Genomic DNA, 24,885 nt, shown 5'->3' on the forward strand with positions numbered 1-24,885 from the left:
ACCTACAATTTTCCTTTCAATAATAAATCACGCCATAATCTTCATTAATTACAGCGTGATTCATCTATTATTATGTTATAAATTCTATCTATAAACGTCACTTTATTAAATAACTCATGCACTTTATTAAAAATCCTCACAAATTTGAATATACTTAATTTAAATCTGTACTTCTAATTTGCAAAATCAACCCATCATGTACAGTTACTTTCGCTTGCAAAGACTCAATTTCATTTGAAATAGTTAAAGTAGAACCTATATTAAGCATTTGTCTAGCTAAATTATATTTAAAACCTGCTAGAGAAAGTTCTATATCATCAGTCATCGGTATAAATGAAATGTACGGATAACTCTTATCTTTTTCAACTGTATGTTGACCTTTAGGCAATAATTCAATTTTATTTTGTTGATCGATAACTTCTATATGAACATCATGTTTATAATATGCTTTTTTCAATAATAACTGAATTGCCCCAAAAAAGTGATCTAATCGTCCGCCTGTTGCACCATAAATTGTAATACTATCAAATCCAAGTGCAACAGCTTTATCAACCGCTAAAGCTAAATCCGTATCAGCTTTTTCAGCTTGAACTGGTTTGATTTGTAACTGTTCTGTTAGAAGTTGGCGTTCTTCTTTACTGACTGAATCAAAGTCTCCCACTGAGAAAAAAGGGATAATTTGATGCTTCAATAAAATCAAAGCACCTCTATCAACGCCGCCCCATTTACCTTCATTACTTTTGGCCCAAATATCTTGCGGCAAGTGTCGATCAGAACATAATAAATTTATATGCATATACACTCAACCTTTCAATGCTTGTGTGACTTTTTTATAATCCTCTTGTTTAAAGAAAAATGAACCTGTTACTAGCATTGTAGCACCATTTTCAACACAAACTTTCGCTGTATCGGTATTTACGCCTCCATCAACTTCAATATCAAAGTTTAATTGACGTTCCATTTTAATAGCATTAAGACCCGCTATTTTTTCTACGCATTGATCAATAAATGATTGACCACCAAACCCTGGGTTAACTGTCATCACTAGTACATAATCAACAGTGTCTAAAATAGGTTCAATTTGTGATATTGGTGTACCAGGATTAATTACTACACCAGCTTTTTTATCTAAATGTTTAATCATTTGAATAGCACGATGAATATGAGGCGTTGATTCGACATGAATTGAAATCATATCGGCACCATGTTCTGCAAATGATGCAATATACTTTTCTGGATTTTCAATCATCAAATGTACGTCTATAGGTAATGTTGTGCCTTTTCTTACTGCATCTAATATTGGTAAACCAATAGATATATTAGGCACAAATTGACCATCCATAACATCAAAATGAACTCCGTCGACACCTGCTTCTTCAAGTCGTTTTAATTCATGTTGTAAATCCAAAAAATCAACAGATAATAATGATGGATATAGTTTTGTCATTTAATATCTAACCTTTCTATTTGAAATTTCATTAAATAGTTGTAAATAATGGTCGTATCTAAATTGCGCAATATTCCCTATCTCTAATTGATGCTTAACATTACAATTAGGTTCTTTGATATGATTACAATTCCTAAACTTACATGTTTCACCATATCGATTTAATTCAAGAAAATAATCTTTTATTTCATCTTTATCTATATGATCAAAATCTAAAGCACTGAATCCAGGTGTGTCTGCAATATAACCGTTTTGACGTTCGAATAGTTCGACATGTCTTGTAGTATGCTTTCCTCGATTTAATGATTTTGATATATCATTTGTCTCAAGATTAAGTTCTGGACGATAATGATTTAAGAAAGTGGACTTACCGACACCTGATTGACCACTAAGTACTATAAGTCCAGCTGGCCAAGCTTCTACAATTTTTTTTCGATCATCATCATTTCCAATAAATTCAGTCTCATAGCCAATATTTTCATATATTTTCAACAACTCATTAATTTCGAACTGCTTTTCAATTGGTGTTTTATCTTTTTTAGTCACCAAAACTCTCGCATTTAACTGATACGAATGTGCAATAACTAAAAATCGATCTAATAATTGCGTTGAAAAATTTGGCTCGACAGCACTCATTACAATTACTAGTGTATCTATATTACTTACAGGTGGTCTTTTCAACTCATTTTTCCGCTCAAACACTTGATGAATATAGCCTTCGTTAATGTTTTGTACTTCAAATTCCACTATATCACCAACTACCGGTGAAAATTTTTTCTTTCTAAATAATCCTCGTGGTTTTGTATTGAAACGTTCGCCATTAACGTCTACTTGATATACCCCACTAATTGATTTCACTATTCGACCTGTCTTCAAAATGGCACCTCTCGATTAATTTTACTGCATTTATTATATCAAAGACTGGAAAATTAATATATAAATGATCATTTCAAATGATATAAATATTGTGAGAGTGATACAGAATTGATAGACAATGCTCACCTGTATATGATGACATGAAGCATTTTAAAACTACCGCAATCTCAACATAAAAATACCGAGACTTCCAAATAGAAACCTCGGTACATTTACTTCAATTATATTTATACATCATCATAGCTGACTTCTTTTTCAGCTACAGTTTTACCGTCAACTTTAACAATATAACTTGCTGTTTTTCCTTTTTCAATTCTTAAAGGAATGTCTATACGTTGATCACTAGTAATGTCGAAACTACCTTTTTCAGTTGAACCGTCATTATCTTTATCTTTAATATAAACTTTAACTTTTTGTGACTTATCATTTTTACCAGTGTATGGTACATCTACCGATTCAGTTGTCGTTTTGACATCTGATGAGTCACTTTTTTTACCTTTAGAAACAACAAATGAAATCGTTGACCCCTCATCTACTGATTTTCCTTTAGGAGATTGAGAAATCACATCACCCTCATCAATATCGTCACTATACTCTTCCTTACTTTCAACTTTAAACCCTTTTTCTTCTAAGGCTTTTTTAGCTTTGCTAAAGGATTTATGCTCAAAGTCTTCTACATAAACTTGCTTAATGCCTAAAGATTCATATAGTTTAATATTAGAATCATGAATAGCGATTTCAGTATTTGCGGTTACACTTTGATTTGCAATGTATCCTTTTGGCGCTTGATTATTATATACTTTTTCAATCGTAACATCTTTAAGACCTAACGATTTTAATTTCTGCAAGGCTTCCTCCTTAGGTAAACCAATGACATTTGGCATTTTAACCTTTTCAGGGCCTTTTGATATAACAACATCAACACTGTCACCACGTTCAACACGTTCACCTGTATTAGGAGTTGTCTTAATAATTTCATTTTCAGGATATTTATCACTATAACTTCTAGAAATTTTACCCAATTTCAGGTTGTTTTTATTGAATATTTGCTCTGCTTCTTTTACAGATTTCCCGATTACATCAGGTGTCTCTTCGTATTTATTACCAAACATTGCCATTGCCACAAAAGAAACAAGTGCAATCATTAACAACGAAAAGATTAGTGATAAGAGCACAATCTTTCGTGTTGACTTCTTTTTAGGTTTTGGTTCGTAAACCGTACCTTCTGGCTTTTGGAATTGCTGATGATGAGCAGGCCCATTTACAATAGGTACTTGCGTCGTTTCACGTTTAGGTTGATTCGACTTATGTTCACTAATATGCTTTGCTAGATCTTCTTTTTTCAAAGGTACCGCTATCGTTTTCATTTTATCGAGTTCATAGACATCTTCATTCGCTCGATTTTCATGTAAAACACTACTCAAATCATCTTTCATTTCTTGAATTGTTTTGTAACGATTCGCTTTGTCTTTTTCTGTAGCGCGTAAAATGACATTACTTAAAGATTGCGGAATATCCTTACGTACATCTGTTGTCACATTTGGCACAGAATCCTGAATATGTTTAATCGCAATGCTAACTGCAGTTTCTCCATTAAAGGGTGGTTCACCAACAAGCATTTCATATAACACAATACCTATAGAATAAATATCTGTACATTCATCCGTTGCCTCACCTTTTGCTTGTTCTGGCGAAAAGTACTGCACAGTACCTAACACATGATTAGTCTGAGTTAAAGACGTCTCACTTAAAGCTTTAGCAATTCCAAAATCAAATATTTTCAACGTTTTATTGCTGTCAATTAATATATTTTGTGGCTTAATATCTCTATGTACAATACGCATATCATGCGCATGTTTAATACCATCCAATATTTGATTCGTAAAATTAATCGCCGTGTCAACACTTAATGGCCCATGACTTTCAATATACTCAGACAAAGTCGGACCTTCAATATATTCCATTACTAAGTAGTAACAGTCATCTTCTTCATCAACATCGATCATACTTACTATATTTTGATGTGATAGCTGTGATGAGTTATGTACTTCTCGTTCAAAACGTTTTAATGTTTCTTCTTTTTCTCTAGGTGGTATAAAAATCGCCTTAATTGCAACTTTAATGTTAAGTATCGTATCTTCAGCAAGATAAACGGTACTCATGCCACCGCCGCCAAGCTTATCTACAATTTTATATCGTTCATTTATTATTTTACCTATCATACTTTATCACCTTCAATAGCCGCGAGTATGAAAGTAACGTTATCTTTCGAATGGTTATCTAATGCCAATTGCATTAATTGATCACCATGATCTTCTATTGTACCTTCTTTTACTAACAAACGCTTAATTTCATTGTCTTTAACATAATCAGTTAATCCATCTGAATTTAATAATAAATAATCATAAAAATTTAATCGCTTAATAAACAAATCTGGACTCACACGTTTATCTGTGCCCATCACCTTCGTAATAATATTACGTTGTGGATGTGTAAATGCTTCTTCCGGCGTAATTTGACCCGTTAAAACAAGATGATTAACAAATGAGTGATCACTAGTAATTTGATCAATTTGTCGACTATTAATAACATAGGCTCTAGAATCACCGACATTTGCTATCACAACTGATTTTTCAAAAACAAGTGCACAAACACATGTTGTACCCATACCTTTATATTCTGCATTTTCTTGTGCATAGTGATATAACTGAAAATTTATATCTTTTATATTATTACGCAACCAATTTTCAGCTTGATGTTCTTCTATAAGATTTTCCGCTTCAAAACGGGATTTCAACTCATCTGTAACAAATTTACTTGCAACTTCTCCTGCTTTATGGCCGCCCATACCATCACACAGAACTAAAAGTTGTTGATTAGTTCGATTATAAAAAATACCACCCGCATCTTCATTCTTATCTCTATGTTGTCCAGTATCAGTAAAAAATTGTGCCTCTAGCATTTGTCTTTACCTCGTTTCTACTTGTCGTTCCTTTGCTCTTAATTGACCACAAGCTGCGTCAATATCCGAACCTTGTTCACGACGTATTGTGGCATTAATTCCTAGTCTCTTTAATTCTTTTTCAAATTTAAAGATATCATTTTTAGCCGTTTTCACATAATTTCTTTCTGGAACATGGTTGACAGGAATTAAGTTAACATGGCAGTTTAAGCCTTTTATTAAATGTGCTAATTCTCTTGCATGTTCTAGTTGGTCATTCACACCACCAAACAGACCATATTCAAAAGTAACACGACGATTTGTTTTTTCTTGATAATATTGAATTGCTTCGATTAACTTCTCAACATTATATGCACGGTTAATTGGCATCAAGCGTGATCGCACTTCATCTTTTGCGGCGTGTAAGCTTACAGCAAAATTAATTTGGATATTTTCATCCGCAAAGTCGTATATTCTAGGAATGATACCTGATGTTGATACTGTAATGTGACGTGCACCAATATTTAAACTATTATCATCATTGACGATTCTTAAAAAGTCCATCATTTCATCATAATTTTCAAATGGTTCACCGATACCCATTATGACAATTTGAGATACGCGCTCTTCTGTAGCATCAAGGGCTTTTTGAACTGTTAAAACTTGTGAAACAATTTCGCCAGCTTCAAGGTTTCTTTTTAAGCCGCCAAGTGTAGAAGCACAAAACGTACATCCGATACGACAACCTACTTGTGTCGTTACACATACTGAATTTCCATAATCATGTCTCATTAAAACAGTTTCAATTGTATAGCCATCTTGTAATTCAAATAAGAATTTAATTGTACCGTCTTTACTTTCTTGTTTTACTACAGTTGTTAAAGTTGTAACAGTAAAGTTATCTTTTAAAAGCTGTCGTAAGTCTTTCGATAAGTTCGTCATTTCATCAATCGAATCTACTCTTTTTTGATATAACCATTCAAAAATCTGTTTCGCTCGAAATTTTTGTTGACCTTGTTCAACGAGCCAGTTTTGCATTTCGTCAAATCGCAATGAATATATTGATTGCTTGTCAAAATTTGGAAGAAATTTATTCTTCTTTTTCTTTTCAGCAGTTATCATTCCTAATTGTCCTTTCTTTTTATCTTAGTGATAAAGAATCCATCTGAATTAAAGTCTTGCGGCATGATTTGTAACGTTTTGACCAACTCTCCAGTTATCGGATGTTGAAACGGTTCAAATTCGAAGTTTTTATTATTTTTCAAAAACGTATAAATCACGTTTTCATTTTCTAGTTGCTCAATTGTACATGTTGAATAGATGATTTCGCCACCTATTTTTACATTGTTTTTTACATTTTCCAATATTTCAAGCTGTAATTCAACTAGTGACTCAATATGTTGTTTGCTTTGAGTATACTTAATCTCCGGCTTATGTCTCATTACACCTAATCCGCTACATGGTGCATCAACAAGTATCTTATCGTATGTTTTATCATAAGGTTTTGTCGCATCATGTTGAAAAGCTTTAATATTTGTTAATCGTAATTTTTTTATATTAAAATTAATTAAGTCTATTTTGTGATCATGTATATCTGAAGCGTCAACTTGCCCTTCTGGCATTAAAACTTCAGCAATGTGACAAGCTTTACCGCCAGGTGCACTACATGCATCTAATACGTGATCATGTCGGTCTACATTCATAATGTGTGCAACAAACATTGAGCTTTTATCTTGAATTGAAACGAATCCATCTTTAAATGAACGAGAATGAATAATTGGTTGTCCACCTATATGGAGACAATAAGGTAAGTCATGATCTTTTTCAACGTCATAACCTTCGTCTTGCAACTTTTCAATAATATCATCTAATGATGCTCGCGTCAGGTTGGCACGCACAGTTGTTGATGTCGTTTCTAAAAATGACTGTAAAATTGTTTCAGTTTCTTCGAGACCATAATGTGTTGCCCAATGATCTATAATCCACTTCGGCATACTATACTCGATTGCCATTCTTTTTTTAGGATCTGCAATTTCATTAAAATCAGGTAAGTCACTACGCATCATTGTACGTAAAATACCATTTACGACATTACCATTATGATAGCCACCGCGTTCTTTTGCTATTTCAACTGCTTCATTAATAATGGCATGATTTGGAACTTTATCTAAATAAACATATTGATAAATACTCATCCATAATAATTGCCTAACCCATGCCTTAATCTTTGTTTTCACAAAAGGCTTTAAATAAAAATCTAACGTATATTTTCTTTTAACGGTTCCGTAGACAATTTCTGTAAATAAAGCCTTATCCATTGCATTTAATTCATTTTCTGACAACACTTCATTGATACGCAAGTTACTATACGCACCTTCATTTAATATATCTTGAATCGTGTCAAAAGCAAGACTTCTCACGTTTTCTATCATATAAGTTTCTTCCCTACTAGTGTGTTTTGCGCACCACTTAAATAATTGGCAGCTAACATTCTCTTTTTCCCAGCTAATTGCATATCTTTAATTGCAACAGCTTCATTATCATTTGTAGCAACAATAATGGCTTTTTTAGTCGTTTCTATAATGGTTCCAGGCTCGTTTATCTTATTAGTCTCAACGAGTTCAGCATCGTATATTTTCAAGTTAGTGTCATCCATAGTTGTATAAGCAACTGGCCATGGTGATAATCCACGAATTTGATTAAACACTTGTCTTCCTGGTTTATTCCAGCTAATTCGCTCATCTTCGCGTCGAATATTGGAAGCAAATGTTGCTTGCGTATCATCTTGAGGTACACTTTCATTTGTGCCCTCTATAATAGATGGTAAAGTTTCTTTTAATAAATCTGCCCCTAATACACTTAATTTATCATGCATCGTACCGACATTATCATTTTCTTCTATTTTAATTGCTTGTTGCGAAATAATATTACCCGCATCTAATTTTTTAACCATATACATAATTGTTATGCCGGTTTCTTGTTCACCATCGATAATTGCCTGATGAATTGGTGCACCACCTCTATACTTTGGTAACAATGATGCATGTACATTAATTGCGCCAAGTTTTGGTAATGCCAACAATGATTCAGGTAATAATTGTCCAAAAGCAGCAGTTACAATTAAATCTACATCTAATTGAAGCAATTGTTCTAATTCTTCTGATCCACTTAATTTTTCAGGCTGATATACAGGTAAATCATATTTCATTGCAACTTTTTTAACTGGTGGTGGTGTCATAACACGTTTACGTCCAACAGGCCGATCTGGTTGCGTTACGACTGCAATGACATCATGTTCTGCAATAAGCATTTCTAAAACAGTTGTTGAAAAGTCTGGTGTACCCATAAATATTATTTTAGTCATTTATAAAATATGCCTCCACTTCTTTATCTGTTAAAATACGGTCCGCACGTTCTGTAAAAGGGATACCGTTCATTTGATCTATAATATGCAAAATCATTCTTGCTACATCTTCATGTGCAGTTAGTTCAACTTTGTTCCCATTGACGTCATAACTTTCGACAACGATCATTTTACTTCTTGTCACTTCGCCGTAAACATCTGGCAATGTAATTGAACCTTCTAAGTCTGTTATTGTTTCATTTGATTGACTAATAATTTTCGGATTAACAAGTTGTAATAATCCTTCCATTTCCATATCAATAATTGCCACTTGCAATGAGTGATTAATTTGAGGTGCACATAAGCCAGCAGCTTCTTGTGCATACATTGTATCTTCTAAATCTTGTAATAATCTTTTTAACGAATCATCAAATTTTTTAACTGCTTGCGCTTTTTTCGTTAAAATAGGATGCGATGCTGGTACTAACTTTTTAATCGCCATAACTCTTACTCCTCAATAAAATTCATCAAACTATTATAACGTAAATATATTAAAAATGCGACCTTACATCATAGAATGTATATTTTTCAATTTGAAGATTGTCATGTGATTCATTACGTATATTTCACACGTAAAATAATACAATGCAACTGAAATGTAATCCTAAATTTATTGTAAGGATTGAATAACTGAAATTTAGATGATTGGGAATGCTTAAACTAGAATGTTTGAACTAAAAGTGGGTATAATAAAAAGAGAAGCTAATGTCATTATAAGCAATTCAACTGGAGGGAAAGAAATGCAAGTAAACAAAGTTATTTATATTTTATTAGCATTGTTCTTAGGTAGTTTTGGTATTCATAAATTTTATGCCGGCAAGAATATGCAAGGTATTCTACACTTAATATTCTGTTGGACAGGTATCCCACACATTTTAGCAATTATTAGTGCGGTGATTACTGTTTTCAAACCTGCTGATGAACAAGGTAATGTCACTTTATAAATTGATAAAAATAAATCCCGATGACAATCATTTATTATTTGCGAATCATAGAGTTATAGTTATTACGAACTCTATGTGATAAGCAGTAATGCTGATTGTTTATCGGGATTATTATTGCGATTATTTAATGTAGTACACTATTTATCAAGATCCAATGAACGACTCGCTAATTTCTCTTTCATTTCTTTTGAAAGATTATTTAAAACAGAGTAATGCGCGTTCCCAAAATCTCTAGATGCATTTAAGTATGGCAAGGCAACTAATCCAATTATATGCGGATCTGGATGCTCTTTATCATGGTATAGCTGTGGTGAAACAGTTAAATAAGCTAGTTGTGGCATATCAACTTGTTCTTTCTCTGGATTAGTATCTTTATGATTCCCTCCCTTTGTTACGAAAGATACACTTGTAACTGGGACGCTTGATATTTCCATTTGAGCAACACTATATGGTACTGGTTTAGGATCTTTCAGATTAGAGAACATACTTAAATCATCAAGTTCTTCAACTTTATCTAGATTTACCGCATTCTTATTTGAATATGAATATGATCCAGGTTCAACTGATGCATAAATCAACTTTCCATCTTTATATTTCGTTAAAATTTCAGCATAAAAAACAGGTGTGTCTGAACCACCAATTTTTTTACCACTTTTATCTACATACCAATAGTTAACTTGTTTCAAACCATCATAAGTAGTAACTTCTTTACGTTTTACACCTTTTTTATTTTTAAAAAACTTATCAACATCTTCCATTGAAGCACCTTTAGACTCTTTTGTAAAATTATAATCTGCTAACTTCACTTGATTCATTAAAGACTTATAATCTTTCCACCCTTGCATACCTGTGCTATTCATAAATGTCTTTTCGGTTATAAATGGTTCTATCTTTTCTAAAACAGGTACTGCTTTAACTTTCGCTATTTTTTCCTTATTTTTTTTATAGTGTGCAACTTTTGGGTCTTTCTCTTCTTCCGATTCTTTTTTTACAGTTTCTTGTTTTGATTCTTCTGATTTCTTTGATGATAATTTATGATTCCCACCAAAAGAACAACCTGCTACGACTAAAAGCATAATTAAAAGTAAACATCCCAGTGTCTTTTTCATAAACGTTCTCCTCTTAAGTTATTTTGTTTGAATCAAATAAACTTACATAAATTTAAAAAACTTATTTATATTGATATTTTACATTAACCGTCAATATTTTTAAATACTTTAATTGATAATTTAAGAAAATTGTTTTGTCTAATAATTTAAGTAGTTAAAACATAGATAGATATAAAATAGTTTGTGACCATTAATTTATAGTTGTAAAATTTGCACTATTTTAATTTGCTATTTTAAAAATAGTTTGTTTAATCATTAGTACTTTTGTTTATCAGTAAGTATGGCACCTACATTAAAATCAGAATTCGTAAATGAAAATACTAATAAATTCCTAATCAAATCAAAATCACGTAAGTTATAAAGCCATATAAAAGACAGAATATAAACTGCTAATTTAAATAGTTAACAGTTGTATATTCTGTCCTTTTTCTGTACTTAAAGTAAATATTCAAACACTGGTTCAAATACTCGTACATACTGAACTTGTTTCTAATAATTAGTAATGTTACATCATCATCTGTGGATCAATATCAATCTTCAATGCTAATTTTTCTTTTATAAATTTTTCATGGTAATAGTCATCTAAAAACTGAATGGCTTGTAATAATCCAGGTTCACTTTTATATTTCACTAAAATTTGGAATCTAAATTCATTGTTGATTCTCGCAAGTGCTGCCGGAGATGGACCTAGTACAAGCGCTTTTTCTGTTAAATGCTGTAATAAAATTTTATGAACATGCTGCGATGCTTCCATAACCTTCTTCATTTCTTTATGTGAGATTGTGAAATTAATCAAATAATAATACGGTGGATACTTTCCTAATTTACGATATTCCATTTCCTGACGATAAAATGTTAAATAATCATTTTTTTGAACATCCAATATTGAATAATGATCTGGATTATACGTTTGAATGATGACTTGACCTGCCTTTTCATGACGACCAGCTCTACCAGCCACTTGCGTTAATAGTTGATAAGTACGTTCGCTCGCCCGAAAATCAGGTAAATTTAACATTGTATCTGCATTCAGCACACCAACTAAAGTAATATTTGGATAATCTAATCCTTTCGCAATCATCTGAGTACCTAGTAAAATGTCACCGTTACCTTTTTCGAATTCAGTCAATAACTTTTCATGTGCACCTTTCTTTGAGGTTGTATCTACATCCATCCTAATTATGCGCGCATCTTCAAATTCTTGTTGCAATAGTTCTTCAACTTTCTGAGTACCAGTACCTACTTGTCGAATGTGTTCACTCTCACAATTTGGACATTGATTCGGTGGCGTCTCTTGGTAACCACAATAGTGACATTTTAATAAGTCTGTCGTTTTATGATACGTTAATGAAATATCACAGTTTGGACATTGCGGTACATATCCACAATCCCGACATAACATAAACGATGCATAACCACGTCGATTTAAAAATAAAACAACTTGTTCCTGTCGATCTAATCTTAATTGTATGGCTTCACGTAAATCTTTTGAAAACATTGACCGATTACCTTCACTCAATTCTTCACGCATGTCTACTATATCAATTTCAGGTAAAGCTTGTTGGTTCACTCTGTTTGGTAATGATAGCAAATGATAAACGCCTTTTTCAGCTCGTGCATAACTTTCAAGACATGGTGTTGCACTTCCTAAAATGACTGGACAGTGATGATATTCACTTCGCCATTGGGCAATTTCTCTAGCGTGATATCTCGGATAATCTTCTTGTTTATATGTAGATTCATGTTCTTCATCAATGATGATTAACCCTAAATTTTTGAAAGGTGCGAACACACTTGACCTTGCACCAACACTTACTCTCGCACGACCATCCCTAATTTTTTGCCACTCATCATAACGTTCCCCATTAGATAAGCCAGAATGTAATACAGCAACGTCATCACCAAATCGACGTTTGAAGCGTAAAACCATTTGCGGTGTTAGAGCGATTTCAGGAACTAACATCATCGCCTGTTTTCCTTGGCTTAAAACATCTTCTATCGTTTGTAAATATACTTCTGTTTTACCTGATCCCGTCACACCATGAAGTAAAAATGTTTCTTGCTCTTGGCTTACAATTTTAGCTTTAATCGCTTCATATGCTTTATATTGGTCTTCTGTTAATTGCTGTTTTGATTCTTGTTCGAAAACACGATCTTTAAATGGGTCTCTTTCAACAACCGCGTCATATTTTTCAACATAACCTTTTTTGATAAGTCCATCTAAACTGGATTTTGAAAAGCCCATATCCTCAATATCAGTTAAAAATATTGTTTTATGTTGTTCTTCAGACAAGTAAGCATACAAATCGTATTGTTTAATAACTTTCTCCAACTTAGCTAATACTTCATCAGGATGATACCCTTCAATGACACGAACAGCACGCTTGGTTTTTTTAGTTATATTTTGTGTGAGAATCGTTTTTTCTTCAACGATATCATCTTTTAACAACTTCATAAGCAATTGAATATCATTATTTTTTTGCGCATCTTTATAATAATAGTAACCATGCTTATCAAATTTTTGTAATAAAGCTGAAGGTACCTCTTTGTCATCTTTCATCTTAAATGCTTTTTTATACTTCGCTTTAATAGCACTCGGAAGCATCACTTCTAGCATAGAAATACGTTTAATGACATGAGTTGAACCCATCCACTCACTTAAAGCTATTAATTCTGATGTTAATTCAGGTTGTATATCTTTCACTTCTATGATTTTTTTTAACTTCGAAACGTCAAGTTGTGCATCAGGTTCTGCTGTTACTTCCATTACATAACCTTGAATCGTTCTTGGTCCAAAAGGTACAATCACACGCACACCAGGTTGGATGACAGATTCGAGTTGTTCAGGAATTATATAATCAAATTTATAGTCAACGCTCTTCGACGCGACATCGACTATGACTTTCGCTATCATTATTGCCACCTAGTTTCTAGTTCATCTAAAATTTGTGCAGCTAATACTACTTTTTTTCCTTTCTTGATATTTACCTTTTCATTATTTTTAAAATGCATTGTCAATTCATTATCATCAGAACTAAATCCGATAGACATATCCCCAACATTATTTGAAATAATCACATCTGCATTTTTCTTGCGTAATTTTTGTTGTGCATAATTTTCAATATCTTCAGTCTCTGCTGCAAAGCCTATTAAATACTGTGATGTTTTATGTTCACCTAAATATTTAAGAATGTCTTTAGTACGTTTAAAAGATACTGATAAATCACCATCCTGCTTTTTCATCTTATGTTCTAATACATCAACTGGTGTATAGTCAGATACGGCTGCTGCTTTTACAACAATATCTTGTTCGTCAAATCGGCTTGTCACTTGTTCAAACATTTCTTCAGCACTTTGAACATGAATAACTTCAATATCTTTTGGATCCTCTAGTGTTGTAGGACCAGCAACTAACGTCACGATAGCTCCTCGATTTCGCAATGCTTCAGCTATTGCATAGCCCATTTTTCCAGAAGAACGATTGGATACAAATCTGACTGGATCGATAACTTCAATAGTTGGTCCTGCTGTAACCAATGCGCGTTTATCTTGAAATGAACTATTAGCTAAACGATTACTATTTTGAAAATGAGCATCAATAACAGAAACGATTTGAAGCGGTTCTTCCATACGTCCTTTAGCAACATAACCACATGCTAGAAATCCGCTTCCTGGTTCGATAAAATGATACCCATCTTCTTTTAAAATATTAATATTTTGCTGCGTACGTTTATTTTCATACATATGCACATTCATAGCAGGCGCAATAAATTTCGGTGTCTCTGTTGCTAGCAACGTTGATGTCACCAAATCATCAGCAATACCTACACTCAATTTTGCAATTGTATTTGCCGTTGCAGGTGCAACAATGATTGCATCTGCCCAATCACCTAATGCAATATGCTGTATTTCTGAAGGATTTTCTTCTATAAAAGTATCTGTATAAACAGCATTTCGACTTATTGCTTGAAATGCTAATGGTGTCACAAATTTTTGTGCGTGATTCGTTAACATAACGCGAACTTCATACCCAGATTGTGTTAACTTACTTGTCAAATCAATCGCTTTATATGCCGCAATGCCACCTGTAACGGCTAATAATATTTTCTTCATATTCAATCTCCCTTAAATATCACTATGACATTTACGCTTTACATCATCATATGCGCACAAATGCTCATTACTTTTTTATAGATACAAATTTAGTATTATTATAACATCAATCATTGGATAAACTAAAAAAACACACCTACATAGGTGCGTTTGATTTGGATATGCCTTGACGTATTTGATGTACGTCTAGCTTCACATATTTTTAATGGTCGAAACTATTCTTTACCATAATAATCACTTGAAATAACAGGGCGAATTTTACCGTCAGCAATTTCTTCTAACGCTCTACCAACTGGTTTAAATGAATGATATTCACTTAATAATTCAGTTTCAGGTTGTTCATCAATTTCACGCGCTCTTTTCGCTGCAGTTGTTGCAATTAAATACTTTGATTTAATTTGTGACGTTAATTGGTTTAATGGTGGATTTAACATTATTTTTTAGCCTCCAAAATCATTTTTCTATACTTAGCTTCTACGCGCTCTCTTTTTAAGTGCTCAGCTTCTACAATACATTGAATTCTATTCTTCGCAAGTTCTACTTCATCATTAACTACAACGTAATCGTATAAATTCATCATTTCAACTTCTTTACGCGCTTCGTTAATACGACTTTGTATTTTCTCATCAGATTCTGTTCCTCTACCTACTAATCGCTCTCTCAAGTGTTCTAAACTTGGAGGTGCTAAGAAAATAAATAGCGCATCTGGAAATTTCTTTCTAACTTGCTTTGCACCTTCTACTTCAATTTCTAAAAATACATCATGACCTTCGTCCATTGTATCTTTAACATATTGAACTGGTGTACCATAATAGTTGCCTACATATTCAGCATATTCTATAAATTGGTCATCTTTGATTAAAGCTTCAAACGCATCCCTAGTTTTAAAAAAGTAATCTACGCCATCAACTTCACCTTCACGCATTTGACGTGTTGTCATTGAAATAGAATACTTATATGATGTACTTGGATCTTCAAATATTCGTTTTCTAACAGTACCTTTACCTACTCCAGATGGTCCTGATAAAACGATTAACAATCCTTTTTCATTATCCATGCCTTACGACCTCTCTAAGCTAATCTTCTATTATTTAAATATGATATCACATTGTTCTTTATATTGTATAGCATATTTGAAATTGCATGCCATAATTTCTATTAAGTCTAACAATATCGTTATATTGCACGATTAATTTTAATTAAATAAATTGAATTGCAAACTTTTAGATAATGTAAAATGTATGGCATAATGTATGGTTCAATAACTATACCGAAAAGTTACAATCATGTTAAAATGAAACGAATGATATGAAGAAGGTGGAAGATAAATTATGGCTTATGATGGCTTATTTACAAAGAAAATGGTTGAGTCTCTACAATTTTTAACAACAGGACGCGTTCACAAAATCAATCAACCTGATAATGACACGATACTAATGGTTGTACGTCAAAATAGACAAAACCATCAATTGTTATTGTCAATCCATCCAAACTTTTCAAGATTACAATTAACTACTAAAAAATATGATAATCCATTTAATCCACCCATGTTTGCGCGTGTTTTTAGAAAACACTTAGAAGGTGGTATTATCGAATCGATTAAGCAAATTGGTAATGATCGTCGCATTGAAATCGATATAAAGAGTAAAGATGAAATTGGCGATACTATTTACCGCACTGTCATCCTTGAGATTATGGGTAAACATAGTAACTTAATTTTAGTAGATGAAAATCGCAAAATAATTGAAGGATTTAAACACTTAACACCAAATACGAATCACTATCGTACAGTAATGCCAGGATTTAATTATGAAGCACCACCTACTCAGCACAAAATAAATCCGTATGATATTACAGGTGCAGAGGTGTTGAAATATATCGATTTTAACGCAGGTAATATTGCTAAACAATTATTGAATCAGTTTGAAGGATTTAGCCCTTTAATTACGAATGAAATCGTTAGTCGTCGTCAATTTATGACTTCATCAACATTACCAGAAGCATTTGACGAAGTAATGGCAGAAACCAAGTTACCACCTACTCCTATTTTTCATAAAAATCATGAAACAGGTAAAGAGGATTTCTATTTTATAAAGTTAAATCAATTTAATGATGATACAGTTACATACGATTCATTAAATGATTTACTTGACCGTTTTTATGATGCGCGTGGCGAACGTGAACGCGTTAAACAACGTGCGAATGATTTAGTTCGATTTGTTCAACAGCAGTTGCACAAATATCAAAATAAATTAGCGAAGTTGATTGAAGAATATGAGCAGTCTAAAAATAAAGATACTGAACAGTTATATGGTGAATTGATCACTGCTAATATATATCGAATTAAGCAAGGCGATAAAGAAGTGACGGCATTGAATTATTATACGAATGAAGAAGTTGTCATTCCTTTAAATCCTACAAAATCCCCATCAGCAAATGCTCAATATTATTATAAACAATATAATCGTATGAAAACGAGAGAACGTGAATTACAACATCAAATTCAATTGACGAAAGACAATATAGATTATTTTTCAACAATCGAACAACAATTACATCATATTTCTGTCCATGACATTGATGAAATTAGAGATGAATTAGCAGAACAAGGCTTTATGAAACAGCGTAAAAATCAAACTAAGAAAAAGAAAGCGCAGATTCAATTACAACATTATGTATCAACTGATGGTGACGATATATATGTTGGCAAGAATAACAAGCAAAATGATTATTTAACAAATAAAAAAGCTAAAAAAACTCACACATGGTTACACACAAAAGATATTCCTGGTTCACATGTCGTTATATTTAATGATGCACCAAGTGATACGACAATCAAGGAAGCGGCTATGTTAGCAGGATATTTTTCAAAAGCTGGTAATTCTGGACAAATACCTGTTGATTACACGTTAATTAAAAATGTGCATAAACCATCAGGTGCAAAGCCTGGGTTTGTAACATATGACAATCAAAAAACTTTGTATGCTACACCTGATTATGAACTTATTCAAAAAATGAAACAATCATAATCAAGTTGTCGACAAATAAACACCTCACAAAAGAAAGTAGTCCTTTCTTATGGTGAGGTGTTTATTTATTATTTAATGCGTTCATTGAAACGAAGTATCGTGTTTTTAAATAACGTATCATCATTTAAGTTACAAATTATCTTTGTGATTTTAAAAATGAGTGAAACTAAAATGCTAATGTGTACTTAAAATAGAAATACATAGGTAAAACGCATGCATAAGAAAAAGTGTTTCTTTATCATTCAACGCTGTGCGAATCCTTTTACTCAGGTAATGCTAATTGAAAACTTACTCCAAACTTATCTTGAACCCAAGCAAACTCTCTGTATGGTGGCATATTCGTTTTTGGCATTAAAATGGCACCTTCATCTTTTAATCCATTAAATAGTCGTTCCATTTCAATAGTATCTTTTACTGTAACAAATAATGAAATCGCAGGATTCATTGGTAATTCTGTGCCACTATTAGCATCAATTGCCATGAATACTTGTCCATTTAATGTAAATATTGAGTGTTGTACAGTCCCAGGATCACCAGGTCCATTTTCACCATACTTAGCCATTGTTATAATCTCACTATCTTCAAATAAGCTTGTGTATAGTTTAACAGCTTCTTCAGCTTGGTTATTAAACATTAAAAATGTCGTGATTTTTGGAATATCCATGCTATGCCTCCTATAGATTGAACTTATATAACTACTATTATCTTAACATAATTAAAATGACAAAAGCGCGTCATACCGTTATGTGCACGAATGACAAACGTCTTATTGGCCTGTTGATTAAATCACATAGTTAACGATAAAAATTACGCAAGATTAAAAATATGATACATATGTTAATAAATGATACTTATCATAGGTATTAATGTTTTGACTTATTGTCAAATTTGATTACAATTAAAATTAAGTTAAAGGAGGGACGTTATGTTACATTATGTGATTCCAGTATTAGTCCTATTACTCGTATTCTTAATTGGTTGGATTTTAATAAAGTTAATTATCCGCTAATAAATTTTTTATATAATAAAAGCTATAGTGTTTGTAATATTCGGATGCGGTTAAGCAGCCCCTGATATTAAACACTATAGCTTTTTTGTTTTTAAATTTGTCCTTGTTTACGTAATATATCCTTTACATGTTTAAATAAATCATCATTATGATCTATAGTTGTTTTATTTTTTATATGTTTTTGCTTCGTTGAACTTTCGTCGACATCGTGACTACTAGATAGATTGGAATCATTTGAATGATTGATAAATTCGTTACAATGTTTTATCTTCCCATATAAATCATTAGATGTTTTGTCATTCATTTGTTGAATTCCTCCTTCTAGTGTCTATATTATGCTAAGTTGTCTCTCCATTCAACTAATGTTTGGATATCTTCACTAGAAATTTTACCTTCATTTTCAGCTACTTCAATTAATTCATTGTAATCACTTAAAGTGTAAAAAGGTAGTTGAATATTGCTAAATGTATCATCTGCTTTTTTCAAACCGTAAGTAAAGATAGCTACAACACCTAATACTTCTGCACCTGCTTGTTTTAAGGCTTCAACTGCTGTGACTGAAGATCCTCCTGTCGAAATTAAATCTTCTATCACAACTACTTTTTTACCTTCACTTTTAGCACCTTCGATTTGATTTTGCTTACCATGACTCTTATTTGATGAACGAACATAATTCATTGGTAATTTTAATTTTTCAGCAATAAAAGCTGCATGTGGAATACCAGCTGTTGCAGTACCAGAAATAACTTCTACTTCAGGAAAGTGTTCTTTAATTAAGTTAATTAAACCATCGCGGATTGCGCCTCGAACTAAAGGATAACCTAACGTAACACGGTTATCACAGTAAATCGGTGATTTAATACCTGAACTCCATGTATATAAATCATTTGGTGATAATGTTACAGCTTCAATATCTAATAATGATTTTGCAATTTCTTTAGCCATTATACTAACCAACTTTCTTTAATTTTATGATAACTTTCGACTGGATTGTCACTTTGTGTAATCGGTCTACCGACTACAATATGCGTCGAACCAAGCTGTCTTGCTTCTTCCGGTGTCGTAATACGGTGTTGGTCATCTTGAGATGCACCTTTAGGTCTAATACCTGGTGTTACTTTTAAAAATGATGTACCTAACTTTTCAGTCAACATACGACTTTCAAGAGGTGAACAAACAACGCCATCTAAACCAGCTGCATTTGCTAACTTGGCATAATTTAAAACGGCCTCTTCAATCGATGTTTGTATATTTTGTTCGTGTCGTAACATGTCTTCTGTTGTTGACGTAAGCTGTGTTACTGCAATAATTTTTGTATGTTGATTATGTTTTCTTAATCCTTTAATGGCCTCAGACATCATTTTTACGCCACCAGCAGCATGAACATTTACCAGATCAACATTCAATTTAGCTAGTCCTTCCATCGCCTTACCAACTGTATTAGGAATATCATGCAGTTTTAAATCTAAAAATACATCATGGCCTCTTTCTTTTATCTCATTAATTAATTGAGGACCTTCTTGATAAAAAAGTTCCATACCTACTTTTACGAATAATGATTCATCAAATAAATCTAAAAATTGATTTACTTTTTCTTTTGATTCAAAATCTAATGCAATAATTGGTAAATCTTTCATCATATATGTCTCCCTTTATATTAAGAAATTCATTAAAATAATGAGGCTGTAATATAAACTTCTTTAAGTAAATGGTTAATTACAGCCCCACCGATACAGTTTGATTGATTTACATTTGACGCATTGTAAATGTCATACTTTCAATTACATTCGTTAAGGCATTAGCTGTATCTAAAGATGTCAAACATGGAATACCATTTTCAACTGTAGTACGTCTAATTTGGAAGCCATCCCTTTCTACTTCTTTACCTTTAGTCATTGTATTTATAACGATTTGAACATCACCATTTTGAATACGTGTTAATAAATCATTTTCGCCACCAATTTTGCCTACTACTTCTGCAGGTATGTCATACTCAGCTAATTTATTAGCTGTTCCAGACGTTGCTAAAATTTTATAGCCAACTTCATTTAAGCGTTGTGCCAATTTAACAACTTCCTCTTTATCTTTGTCACTGACGGTCATTAATACTGTACCGTGATCTTTAACTTCAACACCACTACCTGTTAACCCTTTGAATAACGCCTTTTCTAATGTAGTATCTTTCCCCATCACTTCACCTGTTGACTTCATTTCAGGTCCTAAAGTAATATCAACATTTTTCAATTTATTAAAACTAAATACCGGTGCTTTCACAAAGACACCATCAGCATATGGTTGAACCCCTTCTTGATAACCCATATCTGTTAGTTTTTCCCCAATGATTGCTCGCATAGCTAATTGTGCCATTGGAATATCAGTAATTTTACTTAAGAATGGTACCGTTCTACTAGAACGTGGATTTACTTCTAAAACATACACACCATCGTGAGCTATAACGAATTGAATGTTGATTAAGCCAATGATGTTTAAACCTTTAGCTAATTTTATAGTATAGTCCTCAAGTGTTGCTAACTCGTCTTCTGTCAAAGTTTGTGGCGGATATACAGCGATTGAGTCACCACTATGCACACCAGCACGTTCAATATGTTCCATGATTCCTGGAATAATGACCGTTTCTCCATCACAAATCGCATCAACTTCAATTTCTTTACCAGTTAAATATCTATCGACTAGTACCGGATGTTCCGGACTCGCTTTTACAGCCTGGGTCATATAGTTTTCTAACTCTTTGTCATTGTCTACAATTTCCATTGCGCGACCACCTAATACATAAGAAGGTCTTACTACAACCGGATATCCGATTTCTGCAGCATTCGCTAATGCTTCCTCAGGTGATGTAGCTGTTTTTCCTTGTGGCTGTGGCACGTTAATTTTTCTTAATAGTGCTTCAAATTCTTTTCTATCTTCAGCACGATTTAGATTTTCTAGTGAAGTACCAAGTATTTTAACACCATGTTTAGCCAATTTGTCTGCTAAATTAATCGCTGTTTGTCCTCCAAATTGTACAACGACACCTTTAGGTTTTTCTAAATTAATGATATTCATCACATCTTCTTCAGTTAAAGGTTCAAAGTATAATTTGTCAGAAATTGAGAAGTCTGTTGAAACTGTTTCTGGATTGTTATTCACAATTATCGCTTCGTACCCTGCTTTTTGAATTGCCCAAACGGCGTGAACTGTCGCATAGTCAAATTCTACACCTTGGCCGATTCGAATTGGTCCAGAGCCTAATACTAAGATTTTTTCTTTGTCAGTAACTATGGATTCATTTTCAGTTTCGTATGTACCATAATAATATGGTGTTGAAGATTCAAATTCAGCTGCGCAAGTATCAACCATCTTGTAAACAGGTTTAATATCATTTTCCATACGCAATTGATATACTTCTTCTTCCGTCATATTAAAGCGATGCGCTATTGTTTTATCACTAAATCCATAATCTTTTGCATATTTAAGATATTCTAAATCACCTTGATGCTCTTTTAATTGATGCTCAATATCAATAATGTTTTGGAACTTGTGTAAGAAGAAGTAATCAATCTGAGTCATATTATGAATTTCTTCTAATGTTGTGCCTCTTCTAATTGCTTCGCCGATGAAAAATAATCGTTCATCATCTTGGTGTGAAATACGTTCTTTAATATAATCAAGATCGAAGCTTTCACCATTTGGTAATCCTAAGTGATGCACACCATACTCAAGTGATCGAATTGCTTTTAACAATGATTCTTCGTAAGTTCGACCAATGGCCATAACTTCACCTGTTGCTTTCATTTGTGTACCAAGCTCTCGTTCTCCTTTTTCAAATTTATCAAAAGGAAATCTTGGTATTTTTGAAATCACATAGTCTAAAGTTGGTTCAAACGCTGCATAAGATGTTCCTGTAATTGGATTTAACATTTCATCTAATGTTAGACCAACCGCGATTTTAGCAGCTAATTTTGCAATAGGATATCCTGTTGCTTTTGAAGCTAACGCTGATGAACGTGATACACGCGGATTTACTTCTATAATATAATAATCGAATGAATGGGGATCTAATGCTAATTGAACATTACAACCACCTTCGATACCTAAAGCTCGAATAACTTTTAATGAAACATCACGTAACATTTGATACTCAACATCTGATAATGTTTGGCTAGGAGCCACAACAATTGAATCGCCTGTATGAATACCAACTGGATCAATATTTTCCATGTTACATACAACGATGGCATTATCGTTTTTATCACGCATTACTTCGTATTCGATTTCTTTAAAACCTGCGATAGATTTTTCTAATAAACATTGCGTTGCTGGACTATAATGAAGACCATTTGAGACGATTTCATGTAATTCTTCATCATTATGACAAATACCGCCTCCGGTACCCCCCATCGTAAATGCCGGTCTAACAATTAGCGGGTATCCCACTTGCTCTTTGAATTTAAAGGCTTGCTCTACTGTATTTACAATGTCACTCTCTGGTACAGGAACGTTTAAATCATTCATTAATGTTCTAAACATTTCACGGTCTTCTGCTTGTTGAATTGATGTTAGCTCAGTTCCTAATAATTGGACGTTATTATCTTGAAGCACACCACTTTCGTGTAGTTGAATCGCCATGTTTAAACCTGTTTGACCACCTAAAGTTGGGAGTAAAGCGTCAGGTTGCTCTTTACGTATAATTCGCGCTATAAAATCATGAGTTAACGGTTCGATATATACTTTATCCGCAATTTCCTTATCAGTCATGATTGTCGCTGGATTTGAATTTACAAGAATAACTCGGTATCCCTCTTCTTTTAAAGCTAGACATGCTTGTGTTCCAGCATAATCAAATTCAGCTGCTTGACCTATGATAATTGGCCCAGACCCTATTACTAAAATTGTTTTGATATCATTACGTTTAGGCATTGATATGACGCTCCTTTTCCTTAAAATTAGTCATCATTGCTACAAAATCATCAAATAGATAGTTTGAATCTGACGGTCCTGGATTTGCTTCAGGATGGTATTGAACAGAAAATGCTGGTAATGTTTTATGTTTTAAACCTTCTACAGTACCATCATTTAATGCAAGATGAGTAACTTCTAAATCAGTACTTTTTAACGAATCTATATCTATTGCATATCCATGGTTTTGACTCGTAATATCAACTTTTCCAGTCTCTAAATTTTTAACTGGATGGTTCGCACCACGATGACCAAACTTCATTTTAAATGAGCTTGCTCCTTGAGATAATGCAAAAAGTTGATGTCCTAGACAGATACCAAAGAACGGAATTTTCCCTAAAATTCCTTGAATCATTGGAATCGCACATTCTACAACTTCAGGATTACCTGGTCCGTTTGATAGCATAACGCCATCTGGAGCCATTGCTAAAATTTCTTCGGCAGTAGTTGTATATGGTACAACTGTGACGTTACAACCTCTGACGTTTAATTCTCGAACAATATTTTGCTTCTTACCAAAGTCTACAAGTACAACACTTAGATCCTTACCTGTCGAAACATACGGTGTTTTTGTCGAAACGATTTCTACTTCGTTTTTAGGTAATTCTACTTGTTGTAAATGTTTGACAAGTTGATCAATATCTTCTTTTCGATCAGTAAAACCAGCTTTTAACACACCGTGTTGTCGAATTTTACGCGTAATACTTCTTGTATCAACACCTGCAATCCCTGGAATTTGATGCAATTCTAAAACGTCATGAAGTGTCTTTTGCTGTCTAAAATTACTTGGATGCGCACTCGCTTCTTTCACAACAATACCGTTTAATGTAGGTACTAATGATTCAAAATCGTCTCTATTGATACCATAATTACCGATTAATGGATACGTAAAAGTAATGATCTGACCTGTATATGATGGATCTGAAATAGTTTCTTGATAACCTGTCATCGCTGTATTAAATACAATTTCTCCTACAGTTAAGTTATCAGATCCTAAACGGTAGCCTTCGTAAAAAGAACCGTCTTCTAACACTAGATAACGTTTGCTTTGCATA

General features: G+C 33.0%; 22 protein-coding genes. 2 read left to right on the top strand and 20 right to left on the bottom strand.

Features of this window, described 5'->3' with window-relative positions:
- Positions 1 to 154 precede the first annotated feature (154 nt).
- The 9 genes from IDG63_RS02740 to IDG63_RS02780 all read right to left on the bottom strand — a co-directional run bounded on the left by IDG63_RS02740 (position 155) and on the right by IDG63_RS02780 (position 9,109).
- Entirely contained in the window at positions 155 to 796 is a 642-nt protein-coding gene (locus IDG63_RS02740; protein WP_000547902.1) for a thiamine diphosphokinase, read from the bottom strand.
- 6 nt (positions 797 to 802) lie between these two features.
- Positions 803 to 1,447, bottom strand: coding sequence for a ribulose-phosphate 3-epimerase (gene rpe, locus IDG63_RS02745; RefSeq protein WP_000164337.1), 645 nt, complete (start codon positions 1,445 to 1,447; stop codon positions 803 to 805).
- Positions 1,448 to 2,323, bottom strand: coding sequence for a ribosome small subunit-dependent GTPase A (gene rsgA, locus IDG63_RS02750; RefSeq protein WP_000847936.1), 876 nt, complete (start codon positions 2,321 to 2,323; stop codon positions 1,448 to 1,450).
- A 227-nt stretch (positions 2,324 to 2,550) separates the two neighbouring features.
- Positions 2,551 to 4,545 (bottom strand): serine/threonine protein kinase Stk1, encoded by a 1,995-nt coding sequence (gene pknB, locus IDG63_RS02755; protein ID WP_000579564.1) that lies wholly within the window; start codon positions 4,543 to 4,545, stop codon positions 2,551 to 2,553.
- The gene (locus IDG63_RS02760) at positions 4,542 to 5,285 is read right to left on the bottom strand and encodes a protein-serine/threonine phosphatase Stp1 (protein WP_000888497.1); all 744 of its coding nucleotides are present in this window, start codon (positions 5,283 to 5,285) and stop codon (positions 4,542 to 4,544) included. The genes pknB and IDG63_RS02760 overlap by 4 nt, the downstream gene beginning before the upstream one ends.
- 6 nt (positions 5,286 to 5,291) lie before the next feature.
- A complete protein-coding gene (gene rlmN, locus IDG63_RS02765; RefSeq protein WP_000626900.1) occupies positions 5,292 to 6,386 on the bottom strand; it encodes a dual-specificity RNA methyltransferase RlmN in 1,095 nt (364 codons plus the stop codon).
- A gap of 2 nt (positions 6,387 to 6,388) precedes the next feature.
- On the bottom strand, positions 6,389 to 7,696 hold the full coding sequence (gene rsmB, locus IDG63_RS02770; RefSeq protein WP_000572235.1) for a 16S rRNA (cytosine(967)-C(5))-methyltransferase RsmB: 1,308 nt from the start codon (positions 7,694 to 7,696) through the stop codon (positions 6,389 to 6,391).
- The gene (gene fmt, locus IDG63_RS02775) at positions 7,693 to 8,628 is read right to left on the bottom strand and encodes a methionyl-tRNA formyltransferase (RefSeq protein WP_000161291.1); all 936 of its coding nucleotides are present in this window, start codon (positions 8,626 to 8,628) and stop codon (positions 7,693 to 7,695) included. Before fmt ends, rsmB begins: the two co-directional genes overlap by 4 nt.
- Entirely contained in the window at positions 8,621 to 9,109 is a 489-nt protein-coding gene (locus IDG63_RS02780; protein WP_000985289.1) for a peptide deformylase, read from the bottom strand. The genes fmt and IDG63_RS02780 overlap by 8 nt, the downstream gene beginning before the upstream one ends.
- 298 nt (positions 9,110 to 9,407) lie before the next feature.
- On the opposite strand from IDG63_RS02780, the gene IDG63_RS02785 reads away from it, so the two are divergent.
- On the top strand, positions 9,408 to 9,611 hold the full coding sequence (locus IDG63_RS02785; RefSeq protein WP_001198024.1) for a TM2 domain-containing protein: 204 nt from the start codon (positions 9,408 to 9,410) through the stop codon (positions 9,609 to 9,611).
- Between the two features lie 137 nt (positions 9,612 to 9,748).
- On the opposite strand, the gene IDG63_RS02790 is transcribed toward IDG63_RS02785, so the two are convergent.
- The 5 genes from IDG63_RS02790 to gmk all read right to left on the bottom strand — a co-directional run bounded on the left by IDG63_RS02790 (position 9,749) and on the right by gmk (position 15,890).
- Positions 9,749 to 10,720 (bottom strand): hypothetical protein, encoded by a 972-nt coding sequence (locus IDG63_RS02790; RefSeq protein WP_000751709.1) that lies wholly within the window; start codon positions 10,718 to 10,720, stop codon positions 9,749 to 9,751.
- Positions 10,721 to 11,225: 505 nt separating this feature from the next.
- The gene (gene priA / locus IDG63_RS02795) at positions 11,226 to 13,634 is read right to left on the bottom strand and encodes a primosomal protein N' (RefSeq protein WP_000560858.1); all 2,409 of its coding nucleotides are present in this window, start codon (positions 13,632 to 13,634) and stop codon (positions 11,226 to 11,228) included.
- Positions 13,634 to 14,833 carry a bifunctional phosphopantothenoylcysteine decarboxylase/phosphopantothenate--cysteine ligase CoaBC gene (coaBC, locus tag IDG63_RS02800; RefSeq protein ID WP_000722165.1) on the bottom strand — a complete coding sequence of 400 codons (1,200 nt, stop codon included), beginning with the start codon at positions 14,831 to 14,833 and terminating at the stop codon, positions 13,634 to 13,636. Before coaBC ends, priA begins: the two co-directional genes overlap by 1 nt.
- A gap of 215 nt (positions 14,834 to 15,048) precedes the next feature.
- Positions 15,049 to 15,267: a DNA-directed RNA polymerase subunit omega gene (rpoZ, locus tag IDG63_RS02805; RefSeq protein WP_000933956.1), complete on the bottom strand. Its 219-nt coding sequence runs from the start codon at positions 15,265 to 15,267 to the stop codon at positions 15,049 to 15,051.
- Entirely contained in the window at positions 15,267 to 15,890 is a 624-nt protein-coding gene (gene gmk, locus IDG63_RS02810) for a guanylate kinase (protein ID WP_000368227.1), read from the bottom strand. The genes rpoZ and gmk overlap by 1 nt, the downstream gene beginning before the upstream one ends.
- A gap of 274 nt (positions 15,891 to 16,164) precedes the next feature.
- Between gmk and IDG63_RS02815 the strand changes: the two genes are divergently transcribed.
- Complete coding sequence (locus tag IDG63_RS02815) at positions 16,165 to 17,862, top strand: Rqc2 family fibronectin-binding protein (protein ID WP_000312769.1); 1,698 nt, start codon at positions 16,165 to 16,167, stop codon at positions 17,860 to 17,862.
- A 262-nt stretch (positions 17,863 to 18,124) separates the two neighbouring features.
- Here IDG63_RS02815 and IDG63_RS02820 read toward each other — a convergent pair whose 3' ends face one another.
- The 6 genes from IDG63_RS02820 to IDG63_RS02845 form a co-directional block, all read right to left on the bottom strand.
- Positions 18,125 to 18,526, bottom strand: coding sequence for a VOC family protein (locus IDG63_RS02820; protein ID WP_000354184.1), 402 nt, complete (start codon positions 18,524 to 18,526; stop codon positions 18,125 to 18,127).
- Positions 18,527 to 18,962: 436 nt separating this feature from the next.
- Positions 18,963 to 19,175 carry a hypothetical protein gene (locus IDG63_RS02825; RefSeq protein WP_000998557.1) on the bottom strand — a complete coding sequence of 71 codons (213 nt, stop codon included), beginning with the start codon at positions 19,173 to 19,175 and terminating at the stop codon, positions 18,963 to 18,965.
- A 29-nt stretch (positions 19,176 to 19,204) separates the two neighbouring features.
- The gene (pyrE, locus tag IDG63_RS02830; protein ID WP_001040248.1) at positions 19,205 to 19,816 is read right to left on the bottom strand and encodes an orotate phosphoribosyltransferase; all 612 of its coding nucleotides are present in this window, start codon (positions 19,814 to 19,816) and stop codon (positions 19,205 to 19,207) included.
- Positions 19,816 to 20,508 carry an orotidine-5'-phosphate decarboxylase gene (pyrF, locus tag IDG63_RS02835; RefSeq protein ID WP_000654067.1) on the bottom strand — a complete coding sequence of 231 codons (693 nt, stop codon included), beginning with the start codon at positions 20,506 to 20,508 and terminating at the stop codon, positions 19,816 to 19,818. The genes pyrE and pyrF overlap by 1 nt, the downstream gene beginning before the upstream one ends.
- 109 nt (positions 20,509 to 20,617) lie before the next feature.
- Positions 20,618 to 23,791: a carbamoyl-phosphate synthase large subunit gene (gene carB, locus IDG63_RS02840; RefSeq protein WP_001126262.1), complete on the bottom strand. Its 3,174-nt coding sequence runs from the start codon at positions 23,789 to 23,791 to the stop codon at positions 20,618 to 20,620.
- Complete coding sequence (locus IDG63_RS02845) at positions 23,784 to 24,884, bottom strand: carbamoyl phosphate synthase small subunit (RefSeq protein WP_001190913.1); 1,101 nt, start codon at positions 24,882 to 24,884, stop codon at positions 23,784 to 23,786. The genes carB and IDG63_RS02845 overlap by 8 nt, the downstream gene beginning before the upstream one ends.
- Between the last annotated feature and the right edge of the window lies 1 nt (position 24,885).

This window comes from Staphylococcus sp. EG-SA-14 (assembly GCF_017151935.1).
Classification (GTDB): Bacteria; Bacillota; Bacilli; order Staphylococcales; family Staphylococcaceae; genus Staphylococcus; species Staphylococcus aureus.

What these genes read in the sequence shown, in the direction of transcription:
- IDG63_RS02740 (WP_000547902.1), bottom strand. Translation starts at nt 796, where the DNA reads ATGCATATAAATTTATTATGTTCTGATCGACACTTGCCGCAAGATATT.
- rpe (WP_000164337.1), bottom strand. Translation starts at nt 1,447, where the DNA reads ATGACAAAACTATATCCATCATTATTATCTGTTGATTTTTTGGATTTA.
- pknB (WP_000579564.1), bottom strand. Translation starts at nt 4,545, where the DNA reads ATGATAGGTAAAATAATAAATGAACGATATAAAATTGTAGATAAGCTT.
- IDG63_RS02760 (WP_000888497.1), bottom strand. Translation starts at nt 5,285, where the DNA reads ATGCTAGAGGCACAATTTTTTACTGATACTGGACAACATAGAGATAAG.
- rlmN (WP_000626900.1), bottom strand. Translation starts at nt 6,386, where the DNA reads ATGATAACTGCTGAAAAGAAAAAGAAGAATAAATTTCTTCCAAATTTT.
- rsmB (WP_000572235.1), bottom strand. Translation starts at nt 7,696, where the DNA reads ATGATAGAAAACGTGAGAAGTCTTGCTTTTGACACGATTCAAGATATA.
- fmt (WP_000161291.1), bottom strand. Translation starts at nt 8,628, where the DNA reads ATGACTAAAATAATATTTATGGGTACACCAGACTTTTCAACAACTGTT.
- IDG63_RS02780 (WP_000985289.1), bottom strand. Translation starts at nt 9,109, where the DNA reads ATGGCGATTAAAAAGTTAGTACCAGCATCGCATCCTATTTTAACGAAA.
- IDG63_RS02785 (WP_001198024.1), top strand. Translation starts at nt 9,408, where the DNA reads ATGCAAGTAAACAAAGTTATTTATATTTTATTAGCATTGTTCTTAGGT.
- IDG63_RS02790 (WP_000751709.1), bottom strand. Translation starts at nt 10,720, where the DNA reads ATGAAAAAGACACTGGGATGTTTACTTTTAATTATGCTTTTAGTCGTA.
- priA (WP_000560858.1), bottom strand. Translation starts at nt 13,634, where the DNA reads ATGATAGCGAAAGTCATAGTCGATGTCGCGTCGAAGAGCGTTGACTAT.
- coaBC (WP_000722165.1), bottom strand. Translation starts at nt 14,833, where the DNA reads ATGAAGAAAATATTATTAGCCGTTACAGGTGGCATTGCGGCATATAAA.
- rpoZ (WP_000933956.1), bottom strand. Translation starts at nt 15,267, where the DNA reads ATGTTAAATCCACCATTAAACCAATTAACGTCACAAATTAAATCAAAG.
- gmk (WP_000368227.1), bottom strand. Translation starts at nt 15,890, where the DNA reads ATGGATAATGAAAAAGGATTGTTAATCGTTTTATCAGGACCATCTGGA.
- IDG63_RS02815 (WP_000312769.1), top strand. Translation starts at nt 16,165, where the DNA reads ATGGCTTATGATGGCTTATTTACAAAGAAAATGGTTGAGTCTCTACAA.
- IDG63_RS02820 (WP_000354184.1), bottom strand. Translation starts at nt 18,526, where the DNA reads ATGGATATTCCAAAAATCACGACATTTTTAATGTTTAATAACCAAGCT.
- IDG63_RS02825 (WP_000998557.1), bottom strand. Translation starts at nt 19,175, where the DNA reads ATGAATGACAAAACATCTAATGATTTATATGGGAAGATAAAACATTGT.
- pyrE (WP_001040248.1), bottom strand. Translation starts at nt 19,816, where the DNA reads ATGGCTAAAGAAATTGCAAAATCATTATTAGATATTGAAGCTGTAACA.
- pyrF (WP_000654067.1), bottom strand. Translation starts at nt 20,508, where the DNA reads ATGAAAGATTTACCAATTATTGCATTAGATTTTGAATCAAAAGAAAAA.
- carB (WP_001126262.1), bottom strand. Translation starts at nt 23,791, where the DNA reads ATGCCTAAACGTAATGATATCAAAACAATTTTAGTAATAGGGTCTGGG.
- IDG63_RS02845 (WP_001190913.1), bottom strand. Translation starts at nt 24,884, where the DNA reads ATGCAAAGCAAACGTTATCTAGTGTTAGAAGACGGTTCTTTTTACGAA.